This is a genomic window from Rhodococcus sp. NPDC057135, assembly GCF_042670865.1.
Taxonomy (GTDB): Bacteria; Actinomycetota; Actinomycetes; order Mycobacteriales; family Mycobacteriaceae; genus Rhodococcus_F.
In genome coordinates this window covers 19,695-35,397 of sequence record NZ_JBHUUU010000021.1, presented here as the reverse complement: position 1 = coordinate 35,397, position 15,703 = coordinate 19,695, and the positions used below count along the sequence as shown (strand labels likewise).

At 61.6% G+C, this 15,703-nt stretch carries 13 protein-coding genes and 1 tRNA gene; 7 read left to right on the top strand and 7 right to left on the bottom strand.

The genetic code is table 11. The features are described from left to right. The first annotated feature begins 55 nt into the window (after positions 1–55). Positions 56–1,474: a pyruvate kinase gene (gene pyk, locus ACFT1A_RS28735; RefSeq protein WP_214890328.1), complete on the top strand. Its 1,419-nt coding sequence runs from the start codon at positions 56–58 to the stop codon at positions 1,472–1,474. Then, positions 1,475–2,356, top strand: a complete 882-nt coding sequence (locus tag ACFT1A_RS28730) for an acyl-CoA thioesterase II (RefSeq protein ID WP_230813279.1) — start codon at positions 1,475–1,477, stop codon at positions 2,354–2,356. It begins immediately after the preceding gene. 33 nt (positions 2,357–2,389) lie between these two features. On the opposite strand, the gene ACFT1A_RS28725 is transcribed toward ACFT1A_RS28730, so the two are convergent. After that, entirely contained in the window at positions 2,390–2,893 is a 504-nt protein-coding gene (locus ACFT1A_RS28725) for an SRPBCC domain-containing protein (RefSeq protein WP_042923025.1), read from the bottom strand. A 279-nt stretch (positions 2,894–3,172) separates the two neighbouring features. Between ACFT1A_RS28725 and ACFT1A_RS28720 the strand changes: the two genes are divergently transcribed. Together ACFT1A_RS28720 and ACFT1A_RS28715 are read left to right on the top strand one after the other, a co-directional pair. Then, positions 3,173–4,093, top strand: coding sequence for a bifunctional 5,10-methylenetetrahydrofolate dehydrogenase/5,10-methenyltetrahydrofolate cyclohydrolase (locus ACFT1A_RS28720; RefSeq protein ID WP_378449771.1), 921 nt, complete (start codon positions 3,173–3,175; stop codon positions 4,091–4,093). After that, on the top strand, positions 4,065–5,327 hold the full coding sequence (locus ACFT1A_RS28715; protein ID WP_378449770.1) for an amidohydrolase: 1,263 nt from the start codon (positions 4,065–4,067) through the stop codon (positions 5,325–5,327). Before ACFT1A_RS28720 ends, ACFT1A_RS28715 begins: the two co-directional genes overlap by 29 nt. A gap of 22 nt (positions 5,328–5,349) precedes the next feature. Here ACFT1A_RS28715 and ACFT1A_RS28710 read toward each other — a convergent pair whose 3' ends face one another. Together ACFT1A_RS28710 and ACFT1A_RS28705 are read right to left on the bottom strand one after the other, a co-directional pair. Continuing rightward, positions 5,350–5,982, bottom strand: coding sequence for a hypothetical protein (locus ACFT1A_RS28710; RefSeq protein ID WP_378449769.1), 633 nt, complete (start codon positions 5,980–5,982; stop codon positions 5,350–5,352). Positions 5,983–6,056: 74 nt separating this feature from the next. Then, positions 6,057–6,133 (bottom strand) — tRNA-Leu (locus ACFT1A_RS28705). A 98-nt stretch (positions 6,134–6,231) separates the two neighbouring features. Here ACFT1A_RS28705 and ACFT1A_RS28700 point away from each other — a divergent pair. Beyond that, complete coding sequence (locus ACFT1A_RS28700; RefSeq protein WP_095973349.1) at positions 6,232–6,858, top strand: ANTAR domain-containing response regulator; 627 nt, start codon at positions 6,232–6,234, stop codon at positions 6,856–6,858. Positions 6,859–7,066: 208 nt separating this feature from the next. Then, a complete protein-coding gene (locus ACFT1A_RS28695) occupies positions 7,067–8,398 on the top strand; it encodes an ABC transporter substrate-binding protein (RefSeq protein ID WP_317828956.1) in 1,332 nt (443 codons plus the stop codon). 73 nt (positions 8,399–8,471) lie between these two features. Here the strand turns inward: ACFT1A_RS28695 and ACFT1A_RS28690 are convergent, their stop codons facing one another. Genes ACFT1A_RS28690 through ACFT1A_RS28675 form a run of 4 tightly spaced genes read right to left on the bottom strand, consistent with a single transcriptional unit; the run spans position 8,472 to position 12,592 of the window. After that, positions 8,472–9,278, bottom strand: coding sequence for an ABC transporter ATP-binding protein (locus ACFT1A_RS28690; protein ID WP_378449768.1), 807 nt, complete (start codon positions 9,276–9,278; stop codon positions 8,472–8,474). Then, on the bottom strand, positions 9,275–10,303 hold the full coding sequence (locus ACFT1A_RS28685) for an ABC transporter ATP-binding protein (protein ID WP_378449767.1): 1,029 nt from the start codon (positions 10,301–10,303) through the stop codon (positions 9,275–9,277). Before ACFT1A_RS28685 ends, ACFT1A_RS28690 begins: the two co-directional genes overlap by 4 nt. Continuing rightward, the gene (locus ACFT1A_RS28680) at positions 10,296–11,285 is read right to left on the bottom strand and encodes a branched-chain amino acid ABC transporter permease (RefSeq protein WP_003944088.1); all 990 of its coding nucleotides are present in this window, start codon (positions 11,283–11,285) and stop codon (positions 10,296–10,298) included. Before ACFT1A_RS28680 ends, ACFT1A_RS28685 begins: the two co-directional genes overlap by 8 nt. Before the next feature lie 5 nt (positions 11,286–11,290). Then, complete coding sequence (locus ACFT1A_RS28675) at positions 11,291–12,592, bottom strand: branched-chain amino acid ABC transporter permease (RefSeq protein WP_378449805.1); 1,302 nt, start codon at positions 12,590–12,592, stop codon at positions 11,291–11,293. Positions 12,593–12,895: 303 nt separating this feature from the next. Between ACFT1A_RS28675 and polA the strand changes: the two genes are divergently transcribed. Then, positions 12,896–15,643 carry a DNA polymerase I gene (gene polA / locus ACFT1A_RS28670; RefSeq protein WP_378449766.1) on the top strand — a complete coding sequence of 916 codons (2,748 nt, stop codon included), beginning with the start codon at positions 12,896–12,898 and terminating at the stop codon, positions 15,641–15,643. Positions 15,644–15,703: the final 60 nt, after the last annotated feature.

Below are 15,703 nucleotides of genomic sequence, written 5' to 3'. Positions count from 1 at the left end.
TGCACGTCACAAATGCCGGATAGAAGTGCGGTGGGGTAGCGACTAGGCTCGAGCCGTGAACCGACGGACAAAAATTGTATGCACACTTGGACCTGCGACAGCTTCTGGCGACCGCATCCGTGAGCTCGTGGAGAGCGGCATGGACGTGGCTCGCCTCAACTTCAGCCACGGCGAGCATGCCGATCACGAAGAAAACTACATTCGCGTCCGCGCCGCGTCGGACGCCACCGGAAAGGCCGTCGGTGTTCTCGCCGACCTCCAGGGGCCCAAGATTCGCCTCGGCCGATTCAAGGACGAGCGGACCACCTGGGCCAACGGTGAAGAGGTTCGAATCACCGTCGATGACGTCGAGGGAACACACGATCGCGTCGGGACCACGTACAAGGAATTGGCGCGCGACGCCAAGGCCGGCGACCGACTGCTGGTCGACGACGGAAAGGTCGGCCTGGTCGTCACTTCCATCGACGGTAACGACGTCGTCTGTCGGGTCACCGAAGGCGGTCCGGTCAGCAACAACAAAGGCCTTTCGCTGCCCGGCATGAACGTCTCCGTTCCTGCCCTGTCGGGCAAGGACATCGCCGACCTCGAGTTCGCCCTCAAGCTGGGCGTCGACTTCATTGCACTCTCCTTCGTTCGCTCACCCGCGGACGTCGAATTGGTTCACGCCATCATGGATCGAGTCGGGCGCCGCGTTCCCGTCATAGCGAAGCTCGAGAAGCCCGAGGCCATCGACAATCTCGAAGCCATCGTGCTTGCATTCGACGCCGTCATGGTCGCCCGCGGTGACCTCGGCGTCGAGTTGCCGCTCGAGCAGGTCCCGCTCGTCCAGAAGCGCGCAATCCAGATTGCTCGTGAGAACGCGAAGCCGGTCATCGTCGCCACGCAGATGCTCGAGTCGATGATCGAGAACTCGCGTCCCACCCGAGCAGAGGCATCCGACGTTGCCAACGCCGTCCTCGACGGCGCGGATGCAGTCATGCTCTCGGGCGAGACATCAGTGGGCAAGTACGTCATGGAAACCGTTCGCACCATGGCCCGCATCGTCGAAGCCGTCGAGAACGAATCGACCCGCGTCCCACCCCTGACTCACGTCCCGCGCACCAAGCGCGGTGTCATCTCCTACGCAGCACGTGACATCGGCGAACGTCTGGACGCCAAGGCATTGGTTGCATTCACACAGTCCGGTGACACGGTGCGACGACTGGCTCGCCTGCACACTCCGCTGCCGCTGCTCGCCTTCACACCGTTGCCCGCAGTACGCAGTCAGCTGACGCTGACGTGGGGAACCGAGACGTTCCTGGTCGATGCGGTGGCCACCACCGACGAGATGGTGCGTCAGGTAGACAATGCTTTGCTCTCCCTCGGGCGGTACGTCAAGGGCGACCTCGTGGTCATCGTTGCCGGGTCCCCTCCGGGAACCGTCGGCTCCACCAACCTCATTCACGTCCACCGCATCGGCGAAGAGGACCACTGAGTGACCCACGCGAATGCGTCCACCGACCTCGGTACTCTCCTCGGTCTGTTGGATCTGGAGCAGATCGGTGACGACGCGTTCCGTGGACACCACCCCGAGCAAGTAGGTTCGCGGACGTTCGGCGGTCAGTTGGTGTCTCAGGCACTGATGGCCGCCGGACGGACCGTCGACGGTGAGCGCCCCATCCATGCCGTCAACGCGCATTTCATTCGGGGTGGAGATGTCAAGGCGCCCATCGAGTATCGGGTGGAGCGTCATCGTGACGGGCGTGCTTTCGCCAACCGTCAGGTGACGGCCTATCAGGGTGAGAACGAATTGTTCGTGATGCTTGCGGCGTTCCAGGACTCCGGCAAGGGGCTCGACCATGCCGTCGAGATTCCGGATGTTCCACTTCCGGAGTCACTGCCGCCGATCGGTGATCATCTGGTCGGGTACGAGGAGAAACTGCCGCATTTCAGTGCGGCGCTCAAGCCGATCGACATGAGGTACGCCAACGATCCGGCGTGGATACTCAAAGGCACCGGTGAGAAACTCAACCACAATCGGGTGTGGATGCGCCCCGACGGTGATCTTCCGGATGATTCACTCGTACACGCTGCTACGCTTGCATATTCGTCGGACACCACTGTGCTCGATTCGATTCTGACCACTCATGGATTGTCCTGGGGTCATGATCGTATCGTCGCGGCGACGGTCAACCACTCGATCTGGTTCCACCGTCCGTTCCGATTCAGCGATTGGGTCCTGTACGCGACCGAATCGCCCGTCGCTGCAGGTTCGCGTGGTTTGGCGACCGGACGGTATTTCTCGGTGGAAGGCCTGCTGTTGGCAACAGTGGTTCAAGAAGGAATGATCAGGCACTTCCCGCGGAAGGGGGAGTGAGAAGCGGGCCCGAGAATGTGCTCGGGCCCAGGTTCAGGCCGACTTGCGATACTGCGGTGAGAGTTCGTCGGCGCGGTCCCACGGAGACCAGTCGACTTCGCGTCCATCGAGTTGGGCCGCAACAACTTCCAAGCCCGCGTGCCAGCCCGCGGCATGGGCGTACGCGGACTCTTCGTCTTCCATCGTGTGGGTGAGGGTCAGCCAACAGCCGCCGGTGCCGTCCGGAGCCAGCTCCCAATGCAGAGTGTCTGCGTCCCAGAGGAATTCGAGAATTCGGTGTGGGTGGACGCTGATGACCGTGCCACGTGTCACGTGATCTGCGGGTAGTCCGAAACGCTCGACTTGTTCCGGCGTCACCTTGAACAGCAGATCTGCGCCGGGAGTGAGATCGAAATCGACGTCCGCCGGGAACCAGGCGTCGAGGTACTCGCGTTCCGTTATCACTTTCCAGACTTTGTCCGGTGCGTGCGGAATCGCCAGTTGGAAGCTCAGTGACACCCGACCGTCATAGGTCAGGTTTATCTTGCCGTTGTCCATCGGTGCCTCCAATGCTTGGTGCCCGTGCGGTTGCCCCCATCGTGCCATCTAATTGCCAAGGATGGAATAACTGCAGGTCAGATCGTTACCTATTGATAGGTTATGTCGATTTGTCTCGTTTTGAGAGCGGCGTTCTCGATGCGTTTCGTGGCGGTGAAACAACCGCGCGGTACGCTGACCCACGCACGACTGGCGCGGGTGGGAATTACCACCGGGGAGTGCACATCGCGAGGCATCGACCGCCTGGGTGCTTCACACATCTTGTGTGAAGGGGGATTCATGTCTACCGAAAATCTGCCCAACCGGAACGTGGTGGCTCGAATAATCGACGGACGCGCAATTGCCGATGCTGCGCTCGCGGACCTGTCAGTGCGCACGAGGAAGTTTCGTGATGAGACCGGGCACGTTCCTTGCCTGGCCGCCGTCATCGTGGGAGCGGACCCGGCCTCGAAGGCGTATGTACAGATGAAGGCCAAACGGTCTGTCGTCGTCGGAATGACGTCGCGGACGGTCGAACTCCCGGTGAGTACAACGACTGAAGAACTAGTCGACGTGCTGAGAGCGTTGTCGGCGGACTCTTCGATCGACGGCATACTGCTGCAACACCCGGTGCCAGGCCACCTCGACGAACGGGCTGCGTTCGATGCCATCTCGGCCGACAAAGACGTTGACGGCGTTACCTCGGCAGCGTTCGCGGCAATGGCGTTTACCGGTGGGGGATTCGAATCATGTACACCGAGTGGCATCCTGCGCCTGCTCGACGCCACAGGCGTCGAACTCTCCGGAAAGCATGCTGTCGTGGTCGGCCGAAGCCCGATACTCGGATTGCCGATGGGAATGCTCCTCCTGCGTCGGGACGCAACCGTGACGTACTGCCATTCGCGAACCGTCGACCTGGCCGCTCACGTCGGTACGGCGGACGTCGTCATTGCTGCCGTCGGCGTGCCGGAACTCGTCAAAGGTTCGTGGATCAAGCCCGGGGCAGTAGTGATCGATGCGGGGTACAACGCGGGTAACGTCGGAGATGTGGAGTACGGCGCCGCGCTCACTCGCGCCGGTGCAATCACACCGGTGCCGGGTGGTGTCGGCCCCATGACGGTTGCAGTACTGCTGGAACAAACTCTCGCCGCGGCAGTTCGGGCGACTGAGGTTCGGGCATACAGTGAGAATCATGACAAACGTGGTGGACCGAATCGGTGATGTCAGCACTTCACTCGTAGACCTGTACAAAGATCTGCACGCGCACCCCGAGTTGTCGTTCGCGGAGCATCGGACCGCCGGAATCGTCGCGGATCGATTGCGAGACCTCGGCTTCGAGGTTCATTCCGGAGTCGGCGGAACCGGAGTAGTAGGCGTTCTCCGAAACAGCAGTAGCCTCCGAAAGAGCAGTAGCGCAACCGTTCTGCTTCGGGCGGACATGGACGCATTGCCGGTCGAGGAAGTCACCGGTCTCGATTATGCAAGCACGGAACGAGGAACCGACAAGGAGGGCAACGACGTTCCGATCATGCACGCGTGCGGGCACGACATGCACGTTGTTGCGTTGCTCGGCGCCGCTCGGATCCTCAGTGAAACCGTCGACTCGTGGTCGGGCACGCTCGAGGTCGTGTTCCAGCCCGCAGAGGAACTCGGCGCCGGCGCGCAGGCGATGGTCGACGACGGGTTGTACGACCGCATTCCCAAACCCGATGTGGTTCTCGGCCAACACGTTGCACCGGCACCGGCGGGAATCGTCGGGTTGCATTCCGGGGCAGCATTCGCTGCGGCTGACAGCATGCTGGTGCGGATGTTCGGGAGGGGCGGGCACGGATCGCGGCCCGAGACCACGATCGATCCGATCGTCATGGCGGCATCGGCAGTGATGCGGTTGCAGACGGTGGTTTCCCGCGAGATTGCCGGCAGTGACACAGGTGTACTGACAGTGGGCCAGTTTCACGCAGGTACGAAGAACAACATCATCGCCGATCATGCGGAGTTCGGTTTGAGCATTCGGACCGTCGAACCGGACGTCCGAACCCGGGTATTGGACGCGGTGCACCGAATCGTCCGCGCAGAGGCGCAGGCGTCCGGCGCCGTCCGTGAGCCCGAACTGATTGCACAGGAGTCGTTTCCGGTGCTGATCAACGACGGCGCGGCCTGCGATCGTGTGAGCGCTGCGTTCAGGGGCGTGTTCGGGGAACACGGCGTCATCGATCCTGGACCGGTCACCGGGAGTGAAGACGTCGGGATCCTCGCCGACGCGGCCGGAGCGCCGCTGGTGTACTGGCTCCTCGGCGGTGCGGATCCCGAGGCTTATCTGAAGGCCGCAACAGCGGGAACCGTCGGGGAGGACATTGCTTCGAACCACTCACCGCGGTATGCCCCGGTGATCCAGCCGACCCTCGACAACGGAATCGCCGCGTTGACCACAGCTGCGCTGGAATGGCTGAGCTGAGCGCGTAATTGGGTATCGAGGGTCAGTTGCCGGCTGCGGGGATGTCGATAGTCAGCAGGGACGGGGAATCGGATGTCGACACCGTGTACGCCGGCCGGGTCTGGAATGTGCCGACGAACGACTGCAGGATCGTATCGTTCGTACCGGCACTCTCCATGCGGGTGATGTTTGTGCCGTCGAGGGGAGCCGAGACAAGACTCGGATCCGACCGGACTCCCATCAGATCGACCTGAAGTATCGATCGACTACCGACATCTACGACTGTGCTGTCTCCCGCTCGGATTGCTTCACTGACGTATTCGGTTTTCCAGAACACCGGTCCGTTGCCGTCGAAGCGATAGGTGATGCGGGTGAAACCCTCGTGATCGGTCATGTCGATCTCGGTCACGTCGACGGGTGGATTCGGTGAAGGGATCTCTGTGTCGTTGGGCAATGAGGGAAGCGTGGAGATCTCGGTGGACGCGGCCTCGATCGGGCGAGAGCCGACCTGAAGGGTGCCGGTCCGTGTTGCAGCGTCGAGGACGACCTGGGTGGAAGAGACGACCTGGGTGGAAGATCCGCCGGCAGTGTCGGATTCGTCGTCTGTCTGACATCCGGTGAGCAGGCAGAGACAAGACATGGTTCCGAGCAGAGCAATCAACCGGCGACCGTTCATGGATCGAACCTAGCGGCGGTTGATCCGGGGTACAGCCGAATGCCGAAACCTTGCGGTACGGCCGGCTGCTGCAGTGGTGCCCTCGGTGAGACTCGAACTCACACTGGACGGGTTTTGAATCCGTTTCCTCTGCCAATTGGGATACGAGGGCTTGTTGCGATGACTACATTAGAAGATGCGATTTCAATGTCAAACACCGGTACCCTCTAATCGTTCGCGTCTCGTGTCGGGGCGGTTCGATGGAGGAGGATGGTGGCCATGAATTCGCCGCAGCCGCAAGGCAATCAGCTCGCACCCCGTCGTGTTGTCGTCGCTGAAGACGAGGCGTTGATCCGCATGGATCTGGTCGAGATGCTCCGCGAAGAGGGCTACGACGTCGTCGGCGAGGCCGGTGACGGACAGGTGGCGGTCGAGTTGGCCGAGTCACTCAGGCCCGATCTGGTCATCATGGACGTGAAGATGCCCAGGAGGGACGGCATCGACGCGGCGTCGGAGATTGCCGCCAAGCGCATCGCTCCTGTTGTCATTCTCACAGCGTTCAGTCAGCGCGAGTTGGTCGAGCGCGCACGCGATGCCGGCGCAATGGCCTACTTGGTCAAGCCGTTCTCCATCAGTGACTTGGTGCCTGCGGTCGAATTGGCGGTCAGTCGCTTCCGAGAGGTGACCGCGCTCGAGCGTGAGGTCGCCGATCTGTCCGACCGACTGGAAGCGCGCAAGCTCATCGAGCGCGCCAAGAGTGTTCTGATGGTTCGCCAAGCGCTCACCGAACCCGAGGCGTTCAAGTGGATTCAGCGCGCCGCGATGGACCGGCGCTCCACGATGAAGGCCGTCGCACAGGTCGTACTCGAAACTCTGGGCGGCGAACCGGACGCTTGAGCAAAGTGTCCGGGTTGTCCGGCTGCTGCGTCGACCGTCGAAACGTCGCGCAGCGCTACAGCCGTGTAAACACTGTGCGCCTTCAGATAACAGTCAGGTCACAGGGCTTTCTTGAAGGATCGCGAAACGGTTCCAAGGTCTAGCGTCTGATCCCACAGCGAGCGCCAGTTCGGGTGGCGCGAGCACCGGCTGATCTTAGGAGCGTGGGATGGCTAGACGAACACTTGTGCGTACTGCTGCAGTTCTCGGCGCGGCATCACTGGCACTTGCAGGCTGTAGCTCGGACAAGTCGGATGACTCGTCTTCGAGTGGCTCTACGTCCGGTGCTTCCGCCGCGACGACATCCGTCACGACCGATTGCACCCCAGAGCAGGCCAAGGCCGGCGCCACCCCGTCCACGGAAGCGCTGCGCATCGGCACGCTTCTTCCCGACACCGGCAGCTTGTCGTTCCTCGGGCCGCCGATGGTTGCAGGCACCCAGCTCGGCGTCAACGATGTCAATGCCGCTGGAGGCGTTCTCGGCCAACCCGTCCAACTGATCCCTGGCGATTCGGGTGACACCACGACGGACACCGCCAACTCCACCGTCGACCGCGAATTGGCGGCAGGCACTCAGGTGATCGTCGGCGCCGCGTCGTCGTCGGTCTCGCTCAAGGTGATCGACAAGATCGCCAGCGCGGGCGTCGTGATGTTCTCTCCTGCCAACACGTCGGACCAGTTCGTCTGCTATCCCGACAAGGGCATGTACTTCCGCACCGCTCCGACGGACGTACTGCAGGCTCAGGCCGTCGCACAGCTCATTTCGGACGACGGTGGTCAGCGCGTAGCCATCATGGCTCTCAACGACCCGTACGGGACGGGCCTGGCCGACAACATCGAAAAGAATCTGATCGATTCGGGTGTCCCCTCAGATCAGATCGAGAAGATCATCTACGACCCGAACGCGCAGTCGTTCAACTCCGAAGTCGATCAGGTCAAGAACTTCAATCCGGATGCTGTTGCATTGGTGGGCTTCGAGGAGTCGGCGAAGATCATCACGCGAATGCACGAGGTGGGCATCGGACCGTCGGACGGAATGGCGATGTACGGCGTCGACGGCAACATGGGAAATGCGCTCGGAGAATCCGTGGCGAAGCCGTTGCTCGACACGATGCAGGGAACGACGCCGCTGACGGATGTCGGAGCTGCCTTCCAAGATCGTCTGAAGGCGGTCAACCCCTCACTGATCGACTTCAACTACGCCGGAGAGTCGTACGACGCGGTGGTGATCTCGGCACTTGCTGCCGAGCAGGCGAAGTCGACGGCGGGCACGGACATCGCGGCGAACATCAACAGCGTCACCGAAGGTGGCACCAAGTGCACGTCCTACGTGGAGTGCTTGCCGTTGGTGAAGGCGGGAACCGACATCGACTACGACGGCATCACCGGTGAGTTGGACTTCAACGATTCGGGCGAGCCGTCCATCGGTTCGTACGGAAAGCTCAAGTTCGGCCCTGAGAACACGCTGACCACAGAAGGATTCGTGGTGGTGGGCAAGTAAGTCGTGGGCAAGTAAGCAGTCGACATGAGAGTGGGCCAGGGTCGCGAGACCCTGGCCCACTCTCATGTCGTGCCTACTTCTCTTTGCTCCCGGCGAGCGTTCCCAGATACAGCTCGATCACCTTGGGGTCGTTCATCAGATTGGCGCCGGTATCGGTGTACGCGTTCTTGCCCTGATCGAGTACGTAGCCGCGATCGCAGATCTGAAGGCAGCGGCGCGCGTTCTGCTCGACCATGATGACCGAGACACCCGCAGCATTGATCTTCTTGCAACGGATGAACACCTCGTCCTGGAACATCGGGGACAGGCCCGCGGACGGTTCGTCGAGGAGCAGGACCGACGGATCCATCATCAAAGCCCGGCCCATCGCGACCATCTGACGTTCGCCGCCCGAGAGTGCGCCGGCCTTCACCTTTCGTCGTTCACTCAGGAGTGGGAACAATTCACTCACGAAGGCAAATCGCTCCGCGAATGCCTTGGGTCGCAGATAAATTCCCATCTCGAGGTTTTCTTCGATAGTCAGAGTCTGAAAGACGTTCTGTGTCTGGGGGACGTACCCGACTCCCTTCTGCACGAGGACGTGAGCGGGCGCGGACGTGATGTCGTCCTCGCGAAGAGTGACCGACCCTTCGCGAACCGGTATCAAACCGAACAGTGACTTCAGGAGTGTCGACTTGCCTGCGCCGTTCGGTCCGATGATTCCGACGATCTCGCCTTCCTTCAGGAAGAAGTTGCACTCACGCAGGATGTTGACGCCGGGAATGTAGCCGGCGACGAGGCTGTCGGCGCGGAGCAGGGCACCTGCCGACAGTCGCTGATGCTCTTGCGCTGTCGCGGCGAACTCTGCGGGCGTGAGTGAACGTGCTTGGTTCTCGCTCATGGCTTCTCGTGCCTTCCGCGCGGTTCCTCGGGACTCGATTCCAGTGTCGCGGCGAGATCGGCCGGAAGGTTGTCGATGTCTGGTTCCGAGAGGTCACCGCCCGCCTCGAGGGTTTCGACCTCGGCTTCTGCCAGGGCGGCGGCCAGAACGGCCGTCTCGCCCACCGGATTTCCGTTGTCGTCGAACTCGAGAGCTTGGTCGTGGTGGCTGCCCAGATACGCGTCGACGACAGCTGTGTTGGACGAGAGTTCGTCCGGAGTGGACTCGGCGATGACGCTGCCCTGTGCCATGACCACCACCCAGTCGCTGATGTCTCGGATCACGTCCATGTCGTGCTCGACGAAGACGACCGTCATTCCGTCGTCGCGCAATGACTTGATGTGACCGAGCAGGCTTTGCGTCAGTGCGGGATTGACGCCTGCCATGGGTTCGTCGAGCATCACCACCGAGGGCGAGGTCATGAGTGCGCGTGCCATTTCGAGCAGTTTGCGCTGTCCGCCGGAGAGGGAACCGGCGAGGTCGTCAGCTTTCGTGTCGAGTTTGAAACGCGCGAGGAGTTCGTTGGCGCGCTCGGTGATCTCGCGTTCCTGGCTCTTCCAGATCCACGGGACGAGCGAGGCGAAGATGCGTTCACCTCGTTGACCGGTGGCGCCCAGGCGTACGTTGTCCAGCACCGTGAGTTTGGACAGCGCCTTGGTCAACTGGAACGTCCGTACCACTCCTTTCCTGGCTACCTGGTGGGGATACATGCGGCCCAGCGATTGACCGTCCATCGACCACGTACCGGTGTCCGGCCGGTCGAAACCGGTGAGGAGGTTGAAGAGGGTGGTTTTCCCGGCGCCGTTGGGGCCGATCAGACCCGTGATGCACCCCCGTTGAATTTCGAGGTGGTCGACATCGACGGCTTTGAGGCCACCGAACGTGCGCGAGACGTTGTCCGCGATCAGTACCGGGTCGGGTTTTGCCGATCCCGGAAGATGAGGAACGTCGGCAAAGATCTGTGCTCTGGTATCGGCGTCAAGCATTGAGTTGCACCTCCCGCTTGTTACCCAGTATTCCCTGCGGTCTGAAGACCATCAGAAGAGCGATCATCAATCCGAGCAAGACGTACCGGGTGGCTCCGACCTGTTGTTCGGTCAGCGAGAGCAGCGGATTTTCGCCGGAGATCGCCTGACGCAACAAAGCGTCGGGAATCGCGAGGAGGAACCAGAACAACATTGCGCCCACTACCGGGCCGAAAACCGTTGCCGCCCCGCCCAGAATCAGCGCGCCGAATGCAAAGAACGTCTGCGCGGTCGAGTAGAAGTCCGGGTTGATGGACTTGGTCTGGAGGGCGTTGAAAACACCGGCCAGACCACCGATCACGCCGCCGAGAACCAGAGCCTGCATCTTGTACACGAAGACGTTCTTGCCCAACGATCGCGCCGCATCCTCGTCTTCACGAACCGCCTTGAGGACACGCCCCCACGGGCTGTGCGTCAACAGGTAGACAAATCCGCACAAGATCAGGACCAGGGTCCAGCCGACGACCATGGACCAGAGATCGTCTCCGTAGAACTTCACGCCGAGAAACGAGTACTGCTTGGCCGAGTCGAATGGGCTCAGCGCGGTGAACGGATCTGCGAAACCGAACAGGCCGTTGGTGGAACCGGTGACCGAATCCGACGCGGTCGAGCGGAAGATCAGACGCAGGATCTCCGAAGCCGCAATGGTGACGATGGCGAGATAGTCGGCGCGCAGACGCAGCGTCGGAATACCGAGCACGAGCGCGAGGAGGCCGGCTGCGGTAAGTCCGACGAGGATGCCGAGCCAGAGCGGCTGGTCGTAGGTCACAGTCATGATGCCGACGCCGTAGCCGCCGAGAAGGGCAAAACCGATCTGACCGAAGTTGAGCAGTCCGGCGTAGCCGAAGTGCAGGTTCAGCCCGATTGCCAGCAGTGCGTAGAAGATTGCCGACGGCCCGATCAACTGGGCGAAGGAAACCTGGAAAGCTCCCATGATGTCCATGTTCGTCACCCGATCCTTTGTCTGGATCCGAGGATGCCCTGGGGGCGAACCACGAGGATCACGATCAAGACGAGAAGTCCGCCGATGTATTTGAGGTCGGGGTTGATGATGAGCGTCGAGAGTTGGACCAGAAGTCCGACGATGACGCAGCCGAGTAGCGCCCCGTACGCCGTTCCCAGACCACCGAGGGTGATTCCGGCGAACATCAGCAGCAACAGTTTGAAGCCCATCTCCCACTGGACGCGTCCGCCGAGCTCGGAGATACCGAACAGCACACCGCCGAGTGCAGCCAATCCGCCGCCGAGGCCCCAGACGAACATGATCACGCGCTCGACGTTGATACCGGACGAAGCGGCGAGGTCGCGGTTGTCGGAGACGGCGCGCATGGCTTTTCCGATGCGAGTCCTCTGCAGAAGTAGTGCGACGCCGACCAGGACTACCAGACTGACGATCATGACTACGGCGTTGGCGTCGGTCAAAGCGATGGGGCCCCAGTTCTTCTCGACCTGCCCCTGGTAGTCGTCGAAGGGTTCTGCTCGATCGGAGAAGAAGATGAGGATCAGGTAACGCAGGGAAATCGCGAGACCGATGGAGACCACCAGTTGTGCGATCAACCCGGTCTTGCGTTTACGTAGGGGCTTCCAGACGATTCCGTTGGTCAACAGTCCGATCCCGATACCGACGAAGATCGCGAGAACGGTGGCGGGAATCAGCGGAATGCCGAACGAGGTGTTGATCACCCAGGCTGCGACGGCACCGAGGGTGACCATCTCGCCGTGCGCGAAGTTCGTCAGGCCGGTCGTGCCGTAGATCAAACTCAGACCGACACCGGCGATCGCGATCACGAGACCGAACCGCAGACCGTCGACCGTCGTGCGGATGAGCTTCTCGCCGAAGCTGACATTCGAGGCGGTACGAACCTCGCCGAACGAGAAGATCACGGTGTTCGCGCGGCCGGCCACCACCTCGCGTTCGACAGTGGCTTGCACACTCACTCCGTCGGGGAGGGTGTCCGCAACGATCTCGAATGTGTAGGTGCCCGGGGCCACGGCCAACTCCCAACGGCCGTTCGATGCCGACTCGCCGGTGGCGACCTCGGTGCCGGAGGAATCGAGCGCGCGCACCGTGACGCCCTCGAGCCGAGTGCCACCGTTGTTGAGATTGCCGCTGACGGGCACGGCGTTGTCGGGAACCGGTTTTGTCGGTCCTGACGAGGTTGGCGGTGCAGGGGAGTTGGTCGGTTCCTGGGCCCCGGCCGTTCCGGCCAGGCTGAGTAATGCGAAGAACGTGAGTAACGCAAAGGCCAGTAGTCGGCTGAGTGTTGCGAGGGTATGCCGTTTCACTACGGGTGGAGCCACGTACGTCCTCCGAGCGGGTCGGGACTAGCGCGTCTGGACAAAGGTGCCACGCAGCGGAGGGCTTGATCCGTTGCTGCGATTTCCGGACTCTAACGGCTCTGTTCGCTTCAGATGGGGTTCTGAGATTTCCGGGATGTTTCGGTTCCGTATCGAAGGCCGATGGCTGCATCAATTGTCCGATTCTTGTGCCTGTTCCTGCGTAAACAACGGCGAAGGCGTCGATGTCGGTCGCGATCCCTAGACTGATGAACCGTGAGCCCCGCAACCACAACTCGGTCCAGCACGTCCACCGCTTCAGCCGGCACCACCGGCAAGGCGGACGATCGCCCTCTTCTGATGCTTCTCGACGGGCATTCGTTGGCGTTTCGCGCCTTCTACGCGCTGCCTGCAGAGAACTTCAAGACACACAGTGGGCAGGCCACCAATGCGGTGTACGGCTTCACGTCGATGTTGATCAATCTTCTTCGCGACGAACAGCCGACCCACTTGGCTGCGGCCTTCGACGTGTCGCGTCAGACGTTTCGCGCCGACCTGTTCCCTGAGTACAAGGCGCAGCGTGCGAAGGCTCCGGACGAATTCAAGGGCCAGATCGACATCACCAAAGATGTTCTCGGCGCGCTGGGCATTCCGGTCATGGCCGAGGAAGGTTTCGAAGCCGACGACGTGATTGCCACGTTGACCACGCAGGCGGAGGCCCTCGGATACCGAGTTCTCGTCGTGACCGGCGACCGCGACTCGCTGCAGCTGGTGACCGACAACGTCACTGTGCTGTACCCGAAGAAGGGCGTCTCGGAGCTCACCCGATTCACGCCGACGGCCGTCGAGGAGAAGTACAGCCTCACCCCGTCGCAGTATCCGGATTTTGCTGCCCTGCGCGGCGACCCGAGTGACAACCTCCCCGGTATTCCCGGCGTCGGCGAGAAGACCGCCACCAAGTGGATCCGTGAGTACGGCGACCTGCAGGGTCTGGTCGACAACGTCGACAAGGTCCGTGGCAAGGTCGGCGACTCACTACGCGAGAACCTTGCAAACGTCCTGCTCAATCGCCAGCTGACCGAAATGGTTCGCGACGTTCCTTTGCCGTACACGCCCGAGCAGTTGGTGTTGGCTCCGTGGGACCGCGAGAAGATTCATGCGTTGTTCGACGATCTCGAGTTCAAGGTTCTCCGCGATCGACTGTTCGCGACCTTGTCCTCGTCCGAACCCGAAGCCGAAGAGGGCTTCGAGGTCAGCGGCGACGCACTCGCCCCGGGTGCGGTTGCCGCATGGCTCGACGGTCACGCGCGAACCGGTGAGCGTCACGGCGTGACAGTGCTCGGAACCAGAACTCCGTTTGCCGGTGACGTCACTGCACTCGCGATCGCGGCCTCCGACGGCGAATGCGCATACATCGCGGCATCGACGGCAACGCCGGAAGATGAAGCGGCTCTCGGTGATTGGCTTGCCGACGCATCCCAGCCGAAGGCACTGCACGAAGCCAAGTGGGCGATCCACGCTCTGCGTGGGCGCGGTTGGACGCTCGGCGGACTGACCAGCGACACCGCTCTGGCCGCCTATCTCGTCCGGCCAGGTCAGCGCACCTTCAATCTCGATGATCTGTCGCTCCGCTACCTCAAGCGTGAACTGCGTGCCGAAACATCCGGCCAGGAACAGCTTTCACTTCTCGACGACACCGAACAGCTTGACGCCGAAGCGGCCGAGACCGCGATGCTCAGCGCTCAGGCCGTTCTCGACTTGGCGGCTGCGTTGGACACCGAGTTGGAGTCGATCGAGTCCAAGGCGCTCCTCTCCGACATGGAACTGCCGTTGACGATCGAGCTCGCGCAGATCGAGGCCACCGGCATCGCCGTCGACAGCGCGCATCTGCACGATCTTCAGAGCCGTTTCGCGTCCCAGGTCGCCGACGCCGCAAACTCCGCGTACGAGGTGATCGACAAGCAGATCAACCTGGGTTCGCCGAAGCAGCTGCAGGTGGTCTTGTTCGAAGAACTCGACATGCCCAAGACCAAGAAGACGAAAACGGGCTACACCACCGACGCCGAGGCGCTGCAGGGTCTGTTCGACAAGACGGGACACCCATTCCTCGAACACCTTCTCGCGCACCGTGATGCGACGCGTATGAAGGTGACCGTCGACGGTCTTCTCAAGGCCGTGGCCGAAGACGGCCGCATCCACACGACGTTCAACCAGACGGTTGCCGCGACCGGACGTCTGTCGTCGACCGATCCCAACCTGCAGAACATCCCCGTCCGCAACGATGCGGGGCGCGAGATCCGCGACGGATTTGTGGTCGGGCAGGGGTTCGACGTTCTGCTCACTGCCGATTACAGCCAGATCGAAATGCGCATCATGGCGCACGTGTCAGGTGACGAGGGACTGATCGAGGCATTCAACACCGGTGAGGATCTGCACAGCTTCGTCGGCTCACGCGCATTCGGAGTTCCGATCGAAGAGGTCACTCCCGAACTGCGTCGCCGGGTCAAGGCGATGTCCTACGGTCTGGCCTACGGACTGAGCGCTTACGGATTGGCTTCGCAGCTGAAGATTTCGACCGAAGAAGCGAAGCAGCAGATGGATGCGTACTTCGCTCGTTTCGGCGGTGTGCGGGATTACCTCCACGCCGTAGTCGAGCAAGCGCGTAAGGACGGTTACACCTCGACGCTCTACGGCCGTCGTCGGTATCTGCCCGACCTCAACAGTGACAACCGTCAGCGTCGTGAGGTGGCCGAACGTGCTGCCTTGAACGCGCCGATCCAGGGCACCGCGGCCGACATCATCAAGGTCGCGATGATCAACGTGCAGAAGGCTCTCGCAGACACCGGATTGAAGTCGCGCATGCTGTTGCAGGTTCACGACGAATTGGTGCTCGAAGTGGTTGCCTCCGAGTTGGAGGAGGTCACTGCATTGGTCAGGGACAAGATGGCCACAGCCATCGAGTTGTCGGTACCGCTGGATGTTTCGGTGGGAACTGGTCGAAGCTGGGACAGCGCGGCTCACTGAGTCGGCAACAAAGGGCTGGCTACGAAATAAGCTGGTTACGAAAAAGGCTGGGCCCGAATC